This is a genomic window from uncultured Campylobacter sp. (assembly GCF_963517995.1).
Classification (GTDB): Bacteria; Campylobacterota; Campylobacteria; order Campylobacterales; family Campylobacteraceae; genus Campylobacter_A.
This window is the reverse complement of sequence record NZ_CAUQHQ010000048.1, coordinates 1-15,942: the sequence shown is the minus strand read 5'-3', so window position 1 is coordinate 15,942 and position 15,942 is coordinate 1. Positions and strand designations below refer to the sequence as shown.

The window sequence follows — 15,942 nt, the reverse complement described above, 5'->3', positions numbered from 1 at the left end:
TATCGATAAAGACGCGCTAGGTAAAATTATCAAAGAGTATTACAATTAAATTTAAGGAGAAAAAATGAAAGCAAAAATCGGAATTTTGACGCTGAGCGACCGCGCTAGCGAGGGCAAATACGACGATCTATCGGGCGCGGCGATAAAAGAGGTTTTAGACGGCTGGATAACAAGCGAGCGCGAGTATTTTTACGAGGTGATTCCCGATGAGATCGAGCTCATAAAAGAGCGCCTAAAACACATGATAGACGTGCTAGGCTGCGATCTAGTGCTAACGACGGGCGGCACGGGACCGGCTCCTCGCGACGTGACGCCCGAGGCAACCGAAGCCGTGTGCGAAAAGATGATGCCAGGCTTTGGCGAGCTAATGCGCGCTGCTAGCCTAAAATACGTCCCCACAGCGATCCTATCGCGCCAAACGGCTGGCATCAGAGGGCACGCGCTCATCGTAAATTTACCCGGCCAGCCAAAGGCGATCAGAGAGTGCCTAGAGCCCGTATTTCCAGCGATTCCGTACTGCATTGATCTCATCGGCGGCGCATTTATAGAGACTGATGAGGGCGTGATGAAGGTCTTTCGCCCGAAACAAAAGAAAATTTCGTGATCCACGCGTGCTAAACTTTTTTGAAAATATAAATTTAAAGGCTACGAGGCTGCTTGAGGGCTATTATTCGCTCTTTTGCGGCCTTTTTACGCTTTGCGTCGGTGTTTACGGGCTCGCGCTCGTTTTTAGGGTCGAGTGGCTTTTGCTTGCCGCTAGCGCTTGTATCTACGCATGTTTCGTCTTGCTTGCATTTCGTTCGCTTTTTTGGTTCGTCTTAAGTCTGATTTTCTCGCCCGTTTTTGCTATCGTCGTACGCGAGCGTTATGACGAAAATTTGCTTTTAGACGCCGTTTTTGCGCTTATTTGGATATTTTGCTGGTTATTTTTGTCGCTAGCCGTGAGTGAAAATATTTCAAAACTAGGTAACGAAATCGTATCTAAAATTTTACGTATCGCCGCGCTTTTTGCATTGATCGGCGTTTATTACGTCAGTATTGAAAATAGCCTAAATTTACAAGCTATTTTACAAGACACCGTTACGCTTCGCATCGTACTTATCGCCATAAATATCTATATGTTTCCGTCTCTTATCGCGCTTTTGGCGCTTGATTTGCGCGGGTATTATTTGAAAAGCAAAGGCGAAAAAAGAGCCGAATTTTCATTTTTTAACCTTGCTCGCGAGGGTTTAAAGGTGCTTAAATTTATCGCCTTAAGGCGTAAAATCTAAATTTATACGGATTTTGATTAAAAGCCGAAATTTTCGTAAATTTAAGCAGACTCAAAGCCGTTTTGCGGCTTTTGATTGCCGGCGGAAATTTATTTTCGCCTAAAAGTTAAGGCAAAAACTTTCTATATTTTTTGCACGGTAAAATTTAGCAAAATAAACCAGCTAAGTAGCCGAATTTTAAATTTCCTTTAGCGGCTAGTTTAGAGGTGGTTTATTCTGGCTCTTTTGCGCCGTTTTTTGATTTTTTGCTTTGGCGTTTTACGTAAAAGATATAAATCGCGGTAAGTAGGCCGACTGCTACGAGCAGGGCGATCACGATGTGGCTAAAGGTATCTTTGTCGTAGTTTTTACCTAGATACCAGCCTACCGCAAGCAGTACGGCGACCCAGATGCCCGCACCCAAAGCCGTATAGAGGCAAAATTTAAAGATATTCATACGCGCAAGGCCCGCCGGCAGGCTGATGTACTGGCGGATGCCGGGGATCAGGCGGCAGTTAAAGGTTGAAATCTCGCCGTGCTTGTTAAAAAATGCCTCAAATTTGCGCATTTTCTCCTCCGTGATACCGACGTATTTACCGTATTTTAGCGCGAGCTCCCGCCCGAAAAAGTAACACAGATAGTAGTTAAACGCCGCTCCGGCTAGACTGCCTGCCGTTCCGACGGCCCAAGCTGTAAATAGATTCATCTTTCCTTCGTGCGCGAGATAGCCCGCCGGTATCATCGCCACTTCGCTTGGAAACGGGAAAAACGAACTCTCTAAAAACATCATCAAAAAGATGCCCGTATACCCCCACTGACTCACGTAAGAGACGATAGTATCTATGATAGAATGAAGCAAATTTAGCCTTTATTTAGGATTTGAGAAACGAAATCATACGCTATAGCAAGCGCAAAAAGCGCAAAAATCGTCGCGCAAACGCCATCAAGCGTCTTTTGGCGACTCAAAAACGCTTCGCGCGCCTTTTTTACGGCAAAAAGCCGACCCAAAAGCACGAAAACGAATACGCTTTGGACGGATATCGCGCCGATCAATAAAAAAATATCTTTTATCGGCGCGGATTCGTCGATAAATTTAGAAAAAATGCTAGCAAAATACAAAATAGCCTTAGGATTTGAGATATTTGTAAGCATCCCGAGTATAAAAAAATGCTTTGCGCTTACATTTTTTTCTTTTTGCATTTGCTCTTTGTTTGCTTTTTTGCTACGGGCGGAGCGAAATAGTAAAAAGCTCAAAAAAAGCAGATAACAGACGCTAAACAGCGCTAAGGCGTATCTGATAAGCGGCGCGGCCTCAAAAAGAGCCTTTAGTCCAAATGCCGTCAAAAAAACCCATAAAACTATGCCGGCGCAGACTCCCAAACAAGCATAAAAGCTATATCTAAAGCCGTGTGCTAGCGATACGCGAAGTATCAAAAATACGTCTGGCCCCGGCACGATAATAGCGATAAAATGCGTCAGCATGATCGCGGCTAGAGAAACTAAGCTCAATAAATTTCCTTTAAAAAGCGAGATTTTAGCCAAAAGACGCAAAAAATAGCCTAAAATCGCCTTGGGTAAATCCACGAAATTAGCCGCTTTACGTAAGCTAAATTTGTTTAATAGCGCCGCGCGGATCGTTTGGAGCGGATTTAAATTTATCCTCGCTTTTACCGCTTCTTTAAAACTAAGAATGTATAATTGTCCCAAATTTTTAAACAAGGAATAACGATGGATAGAGTAGAGCAGGCCATAAACGATATAAAAAACGGCAAAATGGTCGTCATGGTCGATGATGAAGACCGCGAAAACGAGGGCGATCTGGTATTTGCGGCGACCTTTAGCGACACGCAAAAGGTAAATTTCGCCATAACTCACGCAAAAGGCGTGCTGTGCCTCGCGCTAAACGAGGAGATCGCGCGTCGCCTCGATCTAAATTTGATGGTGGATAAAAACACGTCCTGCCACGAGACGGCGTTTACCGTCACCATAGACGCTAGAAACACGACGACGGGCGTGAGCGCCTACGAGCGCGACGTCACGATCCGCCTAGCCGCCGATCCGATGTCAAAGCCGGAGGATTTCGTGCGCCCTGGGCATATCTTCCCGCTCATCGCTAAAAAAGGCGGCGTGCTAAGCCGCACGGGACACACCGAAGGCTCGGTGGATCTATGCAAGCTTGCCGGCCTAACGCAAGCAGCCGTCATCTGCGAGATCGTAAAAGAGGACGGAAATATGGCTCGCAGACCCGATCTAGAGGAGTTTTGTGAGAAATTCGGGCTAAATATGGTCTCGGTCTCCGAGCTCGTGCAGTACCGCCTAAAACACGAAAGCCTAATCGAGATAAAAGAAAAAAGCGCGGCTAAGATAGCTGGCTTTGACGCCCTAAAATGCGATATCCTAGATCACAAAGGCGAGCGCCACTACGCCTTTGTTTTCGGCGAGATAAAGGATAAAACCGCGGTCAAATTTCATCAAATTTCAAGCGACGTCGAGCTGCTTGGCTCCGATAAATTCGCCGAGCTGCTGGAGTCGCTTGGGTATCTATCCAAAAACGGCGGCGTCGCGGTGTTTTTACAAGGCGAGGAAAAGTGCGGCGGACAGGTCAAGGACTACGGCATCGGCGCGCAAATTTTACACAAGCTAGGCGTCAGCCGCATCGAGCTTTTAAGCGCAAATAAAAACAAAGATTTCGTCGCGTTAAAGGGCTTTGGGCTTGACATCGCGGGCTATAAAGAGTAACGCAAACGGGCCTAGCGAGGTTGCGCGGGCCTTTGCCAAGACGCTAAATTTGGGGCTTTTGTACGCGGACAAAAATGGCGTCATAAAATTTATAAATAAAAAATTCGAGCGGATTTTCGCTCTAGCGCCCAAGGTTTTTTACGGAGCGAAATTTGACGAGATGATCGCTGCGGCGCAGGGGCTGGACGAGCTAAAAAGCTTTGAAAATCTCAAAAATAGCCCGATAAACTCGAGCGATTTTATAGTAAAAAAGGACCAAAAAAGCTACAGGCTAAACGTTTCAAACGTGCTTGAGGGCGGGGTGAAATTTGACGGATTTATCCTCGCGGTTACCGACGTCACGCACGAAAAGGAGCTAGAAAAAAAGGAGCTTGAGCATAGGCGCTCGGTGCTAGCTCACGCCAAAACCGCGCTGGTAGGCGAGATGATAAACTCCATCTCGCATCAGCAGCGCCAGCCTCTAAGCGCGCTGGGACTGTATCTGGATAATATCGAGGAGTGCGCGCGCGAGGGCGAATTTGAGCGTATACCGGCTCAAATCGCAGCCTGCAAAAAGAGCCTAAGGCTCATGGACGAAACTATAAAGGCGTTTAGAAATTTTTACGCCAGCGGCGAGGGTGCGGCGAAATTTGATCTCGTTAATATCATAAACGAGCTTATTTTGATAGTGCGGCCAGAGTTAAACTCTCACGGCATCGAGCTAAAATTTGCTAGCAGTAGCGGCAAATACGAGCTAAAAAGCATTGCTAGCTACGTGAGGCAAATCTTGCCCTCTTTGCTTTCAAACGCCAAGGACGCGCTGGTTGAAAGCGGACGTGAGACGCCGCAAATTTTAATCGAGCTAAAGAGGGCTGGCGGGCTATTTTGCGTGAGCGTGAGCGATAACGGCGGCGGCGTAAAAGCAGATAGCGATAAAATTTTCGAGCCGTTTTTTACGACGAAAAATATAGGCACGGGCACGGGGCTAAACGTAGCTAGGGAGCTCGCCGTAAAAAAGCTAGGCGGCGCTCTGGAGCTTGAAAGTGCGGCGAATCCGACTAAATTTACGCTATTTTTAGGCGAAATTTAGACGTGGCTGTAAATTTGAAAATTAGTTTGCAAACTTAAGAAAGACAAACAAGAAACGAGGCTAGCGTGTATAGCAAAATAAAAAATATCTTAAACGGCGTAAATTTGCTCATCGTCGAGGACGACGAGAGCCTGCGCGAAAGCATCAAAATATCGGTCGAAAACTACGTGAGCGAGGTTTACGCCTGCGCAAACGCTAAAGAAGCGCTAGAAGTTTTTGAAGCAAAGGGCGTAAATTTGGTGCTTTCTGATATCAATATGCCGCATATGAACGGGCTTGAGATGGCGGCTCGTATAAGGGGGCTGGATAAAGACGTGCCTATTATATTTCTTACTGCATACGGTAACGACGAAAACATGCTTAGCGCGATAGAGCTAGGTAGCTTTGGCGTGCTAAAAAAGCCGTTTGAAAAGCGCGATCTAATCATGCAAATGAGCTTTGCGGCGAATAAATTTAAAAACGATTTTGCCCAGGTCGATTTAAAAAACGGCTTTAAATTTAACGCCTTTAGCAGACAGCTAACAAAGGGCGGCCGGCCCGTGGCGTTAACGAAAAAAGAGCAAAATTTACTCCATCTTTTTCTAAAAAATCAGGGACGCGTCGTGAGCTTTGAGATGATCGAGGCGTGCGTCTGGCAGGAGGGCAGCTGCACCGCCGACGCGATACGAAGCTTCGTCTATAAACTACGCAAAAAACTCTACCCCGAACTCATCCAAAACGCGCAGGGCAGCGGATATGCGCTGATTTTGGACGGGCAAGGCGGGCGAACGGTGAGTAAAATCTGCTACGTTTGAAGCTCAAAAGCTTAAAACTAAATTTAATTTTAAAGATTAAGCTTTTTGCGTTTTACGGCTTTAAAAATAAAATTGGGCGCATTTTTAGGATCGCCGACCCTTAGCAAGGCGGCGGCAAAATTTGAGCACGCAAGATTAAATAAACGGCTCAAATTTAAAGCGATACAAGGCGCTTAAAATCCGTCTTTTATCGGCCGGTTTTGCGATTACCGCGCTCTGCGCGCCTAGTTTGCGGCTATTTTTATCTTGTTCGCGCCGATTTGCCTTGCGGTAAAAAATTTAAATCCGTCCGTCAAAACGGCGATTTTGGCTTACTACTTAAAATTTTACGCGAAATTTGATCTAGCGTTACTTATTGATTAGTCGTAAAAAGTTTTTGATCTTTTGCGCTCTTACGCCCTCATCCTCGTTTTCGCCGAATTGATTGCCTCCGTGCGAGTAGGGCGGCAAATCCTTTACGAAGTCCAAAATTTCGTCGAATTCTAAAATTTTGCCGTGCAGGTCGTAGCCGACGTTTAGCGCCTTGCCCTTTATCTTCGCTACGTTTGCGTGGATATGTCCGTAGAGATGGATAGCGCCGTGATGGCCGCCGTTCCACTCGCAGACGGGATAGTGAAAAAGCGCGAGCCTAAAACTCTCGCCGCCGTGTTTTAGCGCCAGCTCCTTGTAGTCGCAAATCTCTTCAAACAGCGCGTTGTTATCGTTTTTGCGTATCTCTAAAAGCTCGTCCGCGCGCTTGCGAATTTCTTGGTCGTGATTGCCTAAAATCAATACGTGCTTGCCGTTTAGGCGTTTTAAAATTTTAAGCGTCTGCTCAAAGTCCTTATGAAAGCTGACGTCGCCTAGATTATAAACCTCGTCGCAGGGATTTACGCGCGAATTCCAAAGGCGGATTAGCGTATTATCCATATCGTTTATGTTTTGAAATTTCCTAAAATTTGGATGAAATTTCATAATATTTGCGTGTCCGAAATGTAAATCCGACGTAAAATAAGTCATTTTCGCCTCCTTAAACCTACCTCGAATTTTTCGCCGCTTTTTATTTCCATTATAACCAGCCGTCCGAAAAACACAGCGCCGCAGTCCATCGCAAACACGCCGTTTCCTTTATCGTGGATTTCGTTGTCGCGATTTGGAGTGTGTCCGAAGTATATCTTTTTGCCCGTGTCGTTATCTAGCCAAAACGGCGCCCTTCGCCACATTACGTAGTCCTCGTCTTGGCGTTCTACCGAAATTTTAGGATTATACGCGGCATGTACGAATATGCTTTGCTCGGAGCTTATTATGTGAGGCATCTGCTCTATAAATTCTTTAACCGCCGGCGGAATATCCGTAAATCCGCGATCCTTTGCGCTTTTTATGGTTTCCTCGCCGCCGTTATTTATCCACGTGTAATAACTCTGCGCGTCATCCTCAAAAATAGCTTTATAAAGCATATCTTCGTGATTGCCTCTAACGTGTAAAATTTGCCGTCCTTGCGCGATGAGTTCGGCGTAGCGCAGATATAGCCCGATGCTATCCTCGCCCCTGTCGCAGCTATCGCCTAGGATTACTATTAGGTCGTTTTTAGTTAAATTTATCTTTTCAAGCATCGCGTTAAATAGTCCAAGGCAGCCGTGCAGGTCGCCGAATACGAAAATCCGCTCGAAATCGCTTTCGTTTATGCGTTTAATTTTTAACATTTTTACTCTTTTGAATTAAATTTGCGGAAATTTTGGGTTAATGCGAGAATAAAGGCGAGCTGATTTTACTCTATTTATATAATAATGCGCTTAAAAATACGGTGCCCGTCCGCCGCCGCCCTAAAATTTAGGTATAATCGTGCTAAAATTTTAAGGAGAAAAAATGCAAATAAATTCGCAAGAAGTAACGCAGGCGCCTGGAAATAACACCGTCTTTCAAACTTGGCTGTTAAGCGGCGACGAAAACGCCTGTAAAAAAGGCTTTGAGAGGCTTTGCGCTTTGGTGGTAAATTTAAACAAAACGGCAAAAGTAAGGTTTGGCGCGGAGGCGAACGTAAACTGCGTAATCGGCATCGGACGCGACGCGTGGCTAAAACTAGGACTTCCGCAGCCGCTACCAAAAGAGCTTGTAAATTTTAAAGCGATAAAAGGCGATAAGCACGAAGCCGTAAGCACCGCGGGCGATATCCACGTGCATATTAGGGCGCTTGATGCGGCGGATTGCTTTGATATGGCGCAAAACGTAAAGGCCGAGCTTTTTAAATTTGCTAAGCTCGCAGACGAAACTCAGGGCTTTAAATACCACGACGGCAGGGCGATCATCGGCTTTGTAGACGGCACGGAAAATCCAAGCGGCGAAGATAGGGACTTTTTTGCCAAAGTCGGCGACGAGGACGCGAAATTTAAGGGCGGAAGCTACGTATTCGTGCAAAAATATAAACACAAAATGAGAGAATGGAACGCAACTAGCGTGAGCGAGCAAGAAAAGGTCATCGGCCGCACGAAAGCAGACGACATCGAGATGAGCGAGGATGAAAAGCCTAGCAACTCGCACTCTGCCGCGGCAAACGTAGGAGATGATAAAAAAGTCGTTCGCGGAAATATGCCTTTTGTCGAGGGAAGCGTGACGGGGACGTACTTTATCGCGTATGCTAGCACGTTTTCGACGCTTGAAGCGATGCTAAATAAGATGTTTATCGGCGAGCCGCGCGGTAACTCGGATAGATTGCTTGATTTTAGCACGCCGGTCACCGGAGCGCTATTTTTCGCTCCTACTTTTGATATGCTATCAAGCTATAGCGCGGAGTAATTTTTAGCTCGCGAATCGTCCTAAATTTCGGGCGTTTTGCGGGCTACCGCTTTAAATTTTGCTTTTAGTAACCCCGCCGAATTCGCTTTTAAAATTTAAAACCGAAATTAGTATTTTTTCGTAAGCTTTTACCGCTAAATTTGCAAAATTTACTTGCAAATTTACGGCATGAACCGCGCAAATATAAAATTATATTTTCATAAAATCATACTTTCATCATACTTTTCTTATATAATCTTTTTACATTTTAAATTTAAGGGAGCAAAATGAAAAAAATCCTACTATCAAGCCTGCTCGCCTGTTCGCTATTTGCGGCGGGCGAGGTGTATAGCCCGTCAGTAAAAGACGTCTATGCCGATGCGACGTCGCAAAAAAGCATAGGCAGGCTCTTGCCGACTAATGCCGTAAAAATACTAGCGAACGAGGGCGACCGCGTGAAAATCTCCGTTAAAGGCTACCAAAATCCCGCCGTTAGCAACGTCGTTTACTTTAGCGACTCCGAGCGCGTTATCGCCGTTGCGTTTGCCAAAACTGCGACGCCTGAGATCAAGGTCGTAAAAAAGGGCGCTAACGGCAAATGGGACGAGGTTGAGACCGTGGTCTATGCGCAAAAAGACGGCTTCACGAGCGATCTAGGCGGGCTTTTTGCTAAGGGCGGCGAGATTTACAAAGAGAGCTGCGGAGTGTGCCATTCGCTACATCAAACCACGCATTACAAGGCAAATCAGTGGCCTAACCTGCTAAAATCTATGATCGCGCGAACGGCTATCGGCAAAGACGACGAGTGGCTGGTGATACAGTACTTGCAAAAGCACTCTGCCGACGTGAACGTGGCTAAAAAGTAAAAGGCGGCGCGTAAATTTGACGAGGATTTACGCTTAATTCGCTCGCAAATGGACGAGATTTGCGGGAGCTAAACTTATAAGGTCGCGACGAAGCGGCCGTTTTTTAAAACGCTGAAAAAGTTAGATTTAGCGCGTAAGACGAGATGCGTGTTAAATTTAAGCAGCTGCTTTGCGGGCTAGACTGCGCGAATGAGGCTTTAGCCGTCAAATTTGATTCGCCTGACGAGAGGGCGGTCAAATTTGAGCCAGTGCAAAAGACCGGCTTCGCTAACCTGCGAAGTAAATTTATAGGGTACCCTACGCAGTAGGGACTTTAGGTGGGTGAGCGACCGTCTTTAGAGGATACCGACTGCTCGGCATCCGTGCGGGAGCGAGTGAGCGGAGTATATCGCGTAGGCGATGCGAGCGATGGGTAAAAACAAATCGCAGGTCGGACTTCGTTCGGCCGAGAAGTAAAAATAGGAGAGGAAAATGAACCTACAAAGACGAAATGTATTAAAGGGCGGAGCGGCGCTTGCGGCGGCTCCTTTGTTTTCTAGCGTAACGGCGTCAAATTTACTCGGAGCCGAGCTAAATACGGCAAACGTACGTAACGGCGAGGTGCTAACGGCCGCTCACTGGGGCATGCTAAAAGTTAGCGTCAAAGACGGCAAGATCGTAAAATCAGAGCCGTTTCAAAAAACGAGCGAAGTGTATAATCCGTTGCAACGCTACACCGCCGATATGGTCTATAAAACACGTATAAAATACCCGATGGTGCGCAAAAGCTATCTAGAAAATCCGGACTCGCCAAAACCCGAACTGCGAGGTAAAGACGGATGGGTACGCGTACGCTACGAGGACGCGATAAAACTAGTAGCTAGAGAGCTAAAAAAGACGAGAAAACAAAAGGGCCTAGAGGGCGTGTTTGCGGGTAGTTACGGCTGGAAATCAAGCGGCAACGTGCATAACTCGCGAATTTTACTTCATAGATTTATGAACCTTAGCGGCGGATTCGTGGGGTCTTTAGGCGATTATTCTACGGGAGCTAGCCAGGTCATCATGCCTCACGTCGTGGGTAGCATCGAGGTCTACGAGCAGCAAACCAGCTGGCCTGTAGTACTAGAAAACTCAAAAGTAGTCGTCATCTGGGGCGCAAACCCGATGGCAACCCTTCGCATAGCGTGGACTAGCACCGACGAGCAGGGCTTTAAGTACTTTGAAGAGCTTAAAAACAAAAAAGATATCAAAGTGATCATCATCGACCCAATCAGAACCGAAACGGCGCAGTACTTTGACAAGGCCGAGTGGATCGCTCCGATACCAAACACCGACACCGCGATGATGCTAGGCATGATACACTACCTATACGAGAGCGGCAAATACGATAAAAACTTCATCGAAACCTATACGAGCGGCTTTGATAAGTTCCTGCCGTATCTGCTCGGTAAAACCGACGGCACGCCTAAAAATTTGGAGTGGGCGAGCAAAATTTGCGGCCTAAAAGCAAGCCTCATAAAAGAGCTTGCGGACACCTTCTGCGCTAACCGCACGATGATAATGAGCGGCTGGGGTATGCAGCGCGCGCATCACGGCGAGCAGCCGCACTGGGCGATGGTAACTTTGGCGGCTATGCTAGGACAGATCGGGCTTCCGGGCGGAGGTTTTGGTCTTAGCTACCACTACTCAAACGGCGGCGCTCCGACTTGCAAAGGCGCGGTCATCGGCGGCGTAAATAGCGCAAGCGTGGGTAAATTTAACGACGAGGGCGAGTTCATCGGCACCGATAGCGGAGAATTCGACGCAAACGGCCGATTTGTCGCTAAAGCCGCAGCCGCTGCTGGTACGGGTCAAAGCTGGCTACAAAAGGCGACAAACTATGCATTCCCGGTCGCTCGTATCGCGGACGCCCTGCTAAATCCGGGCAAAGTGATCGATCACGACGGTAAGAAAATCACGTATCCGGATATCGACTTTATCTACTGGGTCGGCGGCAATCCTTTGGCTCATCATCAAGAGACGAACCGCTTGCTAGAAGCGTGGCGCAAACCTCGAACGGTAGTCGTAAACGAAGCTTATTGGACTCCGACGGCTAAGATGGCTGATATAGTATTCCCGACTACTACGGCATACGAGCGCAACGACGTCACGATGACGGGCGACTACTCGAATATGAACATCGTGCCGATGAAACAAGTTGTGGAAAAATACGGCGAAGCGCGCTACGATTATCAAATTTTCGTCGATCTTTGCAAGGCGTACGCTAAAAATTTAGTCGTAGCCTACACCGACAACGGCAAGGACGAATTTGACTGGATCAAAGAGTACTACGGCGCGGCGTACGAGCAGGTCAAGGCTATACCTGATTTTGAAATGGATATGAAGCCGTTTGAGGAGTTTTGGAACGAAAATAAGCCGGTAACTTTTGCTTCGACGCCCGAGAGCGATACGTGGGTGAGATTTGGCGAGTTTAGAGAGGATCCGGTGCTAAATCCGCTAGGAACGCCAAGCGGCCTAATCGAAATTTACTCCGAAACCATCGAGAAAATGGGCTATGACGACTGCGGCGCGCATCCGATGTGGTTTGAGCCGGTCGAGTGGCTGGGTATGAAAGATAAGCCCGCCGAGCTACACATGCTAAGCCCGCATCCTACCGATCGCCTCCACTCGCAGCTAAACCAAACATCTCTACGCGAAAACTACGCGATCGCAAACCGCGAGCCGATCTGGATACACCCTAAAGACGCCGCGAAAAAAGGCATAAAAACGGGCGATTTGGTTAGGGTGTTTAACGCGCGCGGCGAAGCGCTAGCAGGCGCATACGTGACGCAAGACATCAAAGAGGGCGTAGTTAAGCTAGCCGAGGGCGTATGGTACGACGGATTTGACGCGGGTCTTTGCAAAAACGGCTCGCCAAACGTCCTAACTATCGATATTCCTACCAGCAAGCTAGCTAACGGCAACATCAGCCACACCGCGCTCGTAAATATCGAGAAATTTACGGGTAAGGCGCCTGAGCTAACGGCGTTTAGCGATCCGAAATTTGCTTAAATTTGAGGCCGCAAACTAAAATCTGCGGCTTAAATTTGATAAAACCTCGCCGGGTTAAATTTGACTCGGCGAGATGGTTTGATCTACGCCGTTTTTGCGAGATTATTCTAAGCCGCGTTTTTTAAATTTAGCCGTACGCGGTAAATTTGCTTAAATTTACCGCTATTTTGTCTCTCGCGATAAATCCTTAATTTTACCTTTTTGTGCCTTCTTAAATTTGGACTAAAATTTGCTTTGCGATTGATAATTTACGCTAAATTTTAATTTTATTTAACAGCTAAAGTTGTAAAATGAAACTTCACAATAAATTTAAGGAGAATAAATGCGCTCAATCACGAACAAGATCGCGTTGATGCTAATCATTGCGCTCTTTGTCTCATTTGCCGCTATTTCGGCGGTTAGTTATTATACGGCTGAAAATAAAGTCGTAGAACTGGTCGGTCAAACCCAAGATCAAATCCTAGACGACGTTAAAATAACGACGAATTCGTTTTTTAACGATTATCTTGAGATACTGGGTAAAATCAGCTCAAGGCTTGAAAAATCAGTCGGCGACGATGATGAAATGGCTACTAAGGTTGTATTGGAAAAAGAGCTAGCAGGCTCACATATAAGGTATGTGTATTTGGCCAAGGAAAACGGCGACTTTTTCCAATCAGACGGCAAAAGAACGACCGTAGCGGATAACTACGACCCAAGGACTAGGGGCTGGTATCAAACCGCCGTAAAGGAAAACAAGGCGGTATTTTTAGAGCCTAGAACGACATCTACGGGCGATTTGGTTATAACATTCGTAACGTCGATAAATAAAAACGGTAAATTTATGGGCGTAGCCGGCATAGACGTAGACGTAAAGGATCTTGGCGAAAAGATAATCGCGATGGGTAAAACCGACTACGGTTACGTACTTTTGATGAAAGGCGACGGATTGATTTTGCTACATCCCGATCTCTCTAGTATAGGCAAGGTTAGCACGGCTAGCAAAACCGTAGCCGAAGGCTATGCGGCTAAAAGGTTCGATAATAACGGCTTGATCGCTTACGTAAATACGAGCGGCCAAAACGTAACGGCTAAAGTAATCCCTATAAACGATGAAGGCTGGCTAGCAGTAGCGGCTATCGGCGCTAATACCTTTTCGTCAAACACCCTGCCGCTTTTGCGCACCCAGCTTATTTTAGCGACTATATTTATCATCGCTCTTAGCGCATTTGTTTATATATTGCTCAAAAAATCATTAAGTCCGATAAAAACTATCCAAGAAAAGCTAGAAGATACGTTTAAATTTATCGCCCACGAAGCTCCGGCTCCGCAAAAGCTAGCCGTAACAGCTAGGGACGAATTTGGCGTCATGAGTTACGCGATAAACGAAAATATCGATAAGGTTATCGTCGGTATCAAAAAAGATAGCGCCCTAATCGAGGAGATGAACGGCATCGCAAATCTCATGATAAGAGGACACATGGGAGCTAGCATAAAATCAGACCCGAACAATCCGGCTCTAGTGCAGCTAAAAGACTTGCTAAACCGCTTTTTTAGCTCCATCTCATCAAATTTAAAAGGTATAGCAGCAGTTCTAAGCTCGTATAACAAAAACGACTATACGCCTCGCATAGAGCTAAAAGACGATATAGAAAGCGATCTGCGCGATATGATGGTGGGCTTGCAAAGCGCGGGAGACGCCGTAAGTAACATGCTAAGAGAAAATCTAAAAGAAGCTCAAATGCTAGAAGAAAAAGCTAAAATCTTAGCAGAATCTATGAGAACCCTAACCGACGGAGCTCAAAAGCAAGCAGACTCTATCCAAGAAAGCGCCGCCGCGATCGAGCAGATGAGTAGCTCGATGAACGCGATCAGCCAAAAAGCACAGGACGTAACCCGCCAAAGCGAGGAGATCAAAAATATCATCGTCATAATCCGCGATATAGCCGATCAGACGAATTTACTTGCTCTAAACGCCGCTATCGAGGCAGCCAGAGCGGGCGAACACGGACGCGGCTTTGCCGTCGTGGCAGATGAGGTTAGAAAGCTAGCCGAACGCACGCAAAAGAGCCTCGGCGAGATCGAAGCTAACGCAAACGTACTAGCCCAAAGCATCAACGAGATGAGCGAGAGTATCAGGGAGCAAAGCGAGGGCATAAATATGATAAATCAAAGCGTGAGCCAGATAGACGATATAACCAAACAAAATATCGGTATCGTAAGCACCACGAACGAAATCACCTCTCAAATCGACGATATGGCTAAAACGATAGTCGCAGACGTAAGGAAAAATAAATTTTAATCAAGCCGAATTTGGCTCTGGCGGGCTTTGTTGTAAATTTAGCCCGCCTTTAATCTTTTTTAAAACGCATTTTGTAGAAAATAAAATTTTATCCCGCAAAGATATCCGTATAATAAAAAGGGCCCAAAATAACTTATCTCAACGGTTTTTAATACTAAGTTTCTTGTACAGTTTTTATATGCAATGCCTAAGGCTCTCTTTAACTTAAGCTCAAACCAAGGAGTATTTAGTCTTATTGAGCCAAGATTTTTTAATCTACTATTAAATCAGATATCTTCGTAACTTACTGTCATTGCACCGGTAATTGGGGCAACGGTTATAGTTGCTTTTTGATGCTTTGTTCTAACTTCTATTACGCAAGGAGATTGATAAAACGCACTGTATACTGCATCATTACCATATCCTTTTGCTAAATTATTAGGGTCTAATATACGACCGTATTCGTCAAAACCTATCCAATGTATTGGATCTGGATGATAATCGACAGGGCAGTCGATATCGGCATATGTTACGCCGTATTTTTTATCTAAAACCCCTTCTATATCTCTTCCTATTTGACTCTTACTTATTACATAGCTATTACTGCTTACCTTAATTCTCCAACGCCTCGTATTCCAATTCGGGTCAGTTGGATCGAATGTATTATCCTGCATCGCTAAAAGCTGAGTTTTTCTAACGGCAGCCATGATGTCGTCTACGGCAGAGCCTAACTGATCCCGATCTAGTCTAGGTAAAGCAGCTAAAGCTAAAATGCCTACTGCGACTATAACAATGACGAGTTCTAGCATCGTAAACGCTTTTTTAAATTTATAGGATTTTTTGTTTATATAACGCTCTGTCTTTAGGCAATCACTAATTTTACTCATATCTATTCTTTTTAAATATTTTTTAAGTTGATTTTACAACTTTGATTATAAAATCAAGCTAAATTTAATTTCAAATTTGATATTTTTGCCGTATATTTTTTAAATTTTAGTAAAATATTATAAAGATATTTTAAAAGAATTGTTTAAAGACGCTAGTAGTAGAATACAAAATGTAATCTTAACTTAAAGGAATTTGGATTGAAAAACTTTTTGCAATCTATCTTTATACTCGCCGCTTTTACCGCCGTCCTCTTTTATCTTTCGTATTTGGGAGTTAAATTTGATAAATTTGGCTC

General features: G+C 45.6%; 15 protein-coding genes. 10 read left to right on the top strand and 5 right to left on the bottom strand.

The genetic code is table 11. The features are described 5' to 3' along the window. The first annotated feature begins 64 nt into the window (after positions 1 to 64). Together mog and RYL88_RS06485 are read left to right on the top strand one after the other, a co-directional pair. The gene (mog, locus tag RYL88_RS06490) at positions 65 to 604 is read left to right on the top strand and encodes a molybdopterin adenylyltransferase (protein WP_314989912.1); all 540 of its coding nucleotides are present in this window, start codon (positions 65 to 67) and stop codon (positions 602 to 604) included. A 7-nt stretch (positions 605 to 611) separates the two neighbouring features. Further along, entirely contained in the window at positions 612 to 1,271 is a 660-nt protein-coding gene (locus RYL88_RS06485) for a nitrogen fixation protein NifR (RefSeq protein WP_314989910.1), read from the top strand. Positions 1,272 to 1,482: 211 nt separating this feature from the next. Here RYL88_RS06485 and RYL88_RS06480 read toward each other — a convergent pair whose 3' ends face one another. Both RYL88_RS06480 and RYL88_RS06475 read right to left on the bottom strand, forming a co-directional pair. Beyond that, entirely contained in the window at positions 1,483 to 2,109 is a 627-nt protein-coding gene (locus RYL88_RS06480) for a DedA family protein (RefSeq protein ID WP_314989909.1), read from the bottom strand. A gap of 2 nt (positions 2,110 to 2,111) precedes the next feature. Further along, complete coding sequence (locus RYL88_RS06475; protein WP_314989907.1) at positions 2,112 to 2,759, bottom strand: LysE family translocator; 648 nt, start codon at positions 2,757 to 2,759, stop codon at positions 2,112 to 2,114. Positions 2,760 to 2,978: 219 nt separating this feature from the next. Here RYL88_RS06475 and RYL88_RS06470 point away from each other — a divergent pair, with 219 nt between their 5' ends. From RYL88_RS06470 to RYL88_RS06460, 3 genes are all read left to right on the top strand, one after another. After that, positions 2,979 to 3,989 (top strand): bifunctional 3,4-dihydroxy-2-butanone 4-phosphate synthase/GTP cyclohydrolase II, encoded by a 1,011-nt coding sequence (locus RYL88_RS06470; RefSeq protein WP_314989905.1) that lies wholly within the window; start codon positions 2,979 to 2,981, stop codon positions 3,987 to 3,989. Next, entirely contained in the window at positions 3,964 to 5,058 is a 1,095-nt protein-coding gene (locus RYL88_RS06465) for an ATP-binding protein (protein WP_314989903.1), read from the top strand. The genes RYL88_RS06470 and RYL88_RS06465 overlap by 26 nt, the downstream gene beginning before the upstream one ends. Before the next feature lie 65 nt (positions 5,059 to 5,123). Then, positions 5,124 to 5,852 carry a response regulator transcription factor gene (locus tag RYL88_RS06460; RefSeq protein ID WP_314989902.1) on the top strand — a complete coding sequence of 243 codons (729 nt, stop codon included), beginning with the start codon at positions 5,124 to 5,126 and terminating at the stop codon, positions 5,850 to 5,852. A gap of 348 nt (positions 5,853 to 6,200) precedes the next feature. Here RYL88_RS06460 and RYL88_RS06455 read toward each other — a convergent pair whose 3' ends face one another. After that, positions 6,201 to 6,851: a metallophosphoesterase family protein gene (locus tag RYL88_RS06455; RefSeq protein WP_314989900.1), complete on the bottom strand. Its 651-nt coding sequence runs from the start codon at positions 6,849 to 6,851 to the stop codon at positions 6,201 to 6,203. After that, positions 6,848 to 7,534, bottom strand: a complete 687-nt coding sequence (locus RYL88_RS06450) for a metallophosphoesterase (protein ID WP_314989898.1) — start codon at positions 7,532 to 7,534, stop codon at positions 6,848 to 6,850. The genes RYL88_RS06455 and RYL88_RS06450 overlap by 4 nt, the downstream gene beginning before the upstream one ends. Positions 7,535 to 7,697: 163 nt before the next feature. Here RYL88_RS06450 and RYL88_RS06445 point away from each other — a divergent pair, with 163 nt between their 5' ends. The 5 genes from RYL88_RS06445 to RYL88_RS06425 all read left to right on the top strand — a co-directional run bounded on the left by RYL88_RS06445 (position 7,698) and on the right by RYL88_RS06425 (position 14,780). Beyond that, positions 7,698 to 8,624: a Dyp-type peroxidase gene (locus RYL88_RS06445; protein WP_314989896.1), complete on the top strand. Its 927-nt coding sequence runs from the start codon at positions 7,698 to 7,700 to the stop codon at positions 8,622 to 8,624. Positions 8,625 to 8,890: 266 nt separating this feature from the next. Continuing rightward, on the top strand, positions 8,891 to 9,469 hold the full coding sequence (locus tag RYL88_RS06440; RefSeq protein ID WP_314989894.1) for a cytochrome C: 579 nt from the start codon (positions 8,891 to 8,893) through the stop codon (positions 9,467 to 9,469). A 143-nt stretch (positions 9,470 to 9,612) separates the two neighbouring features. Next, positions 9,613 to 9,777, top strand: coding sequence for a hypothetical protein (locus tag RYL88_RS06435; RefSeq protein WP_314989892.1), 165 nt, complete (start codon positions 9,613 to 9,615; stop codon positions 9,775 to 9,777). 163 nt (positions 9,778 to 9,940) lie between these two features. Then, entirely contained in the window at positions 9,941 to 12,499 is a 2,559-nt protein-coding gene (locus RYL88_RS06430; RefSeq protein WP_314989890.1) for a molybdopterin-dependent oxidoreductase, read from the top strand. 322 nt (positions 12,500 to 12,821) lie between these two features. Then, the gene (locus RYL88_RS06425) at positions 12,822 to 14,780 is read left to right on the top strand and encodes a methyl-accepting chemotaxis protein (protein WP_314989888.1); all 1,959 of its coding nucleotides are present in this window, start codon (positions 12,822 to 12,824) and stop codon (positions 14,778 to 14,780) included. A gap of 266 nt (positions 14,781 to 15,046) precedes the next feature. On the opposite strand, the gene RYL88_RS06420 is transcribed toward RYL88_RS06425, so the two are convergent. Continuing rightward, entirely contained in the window at positions 15,047 to 15,646 is a 600-nt protein-coding gene (locus RYL88_RS06420; RefSeq protein ID WP_314989886.1) for a prepilin-type N-terminal cleavage/methylation domain-containing protein, read from the bottom strand. Positions 15,647 to 15,942 lie beyond the last annotated feature (296 nt).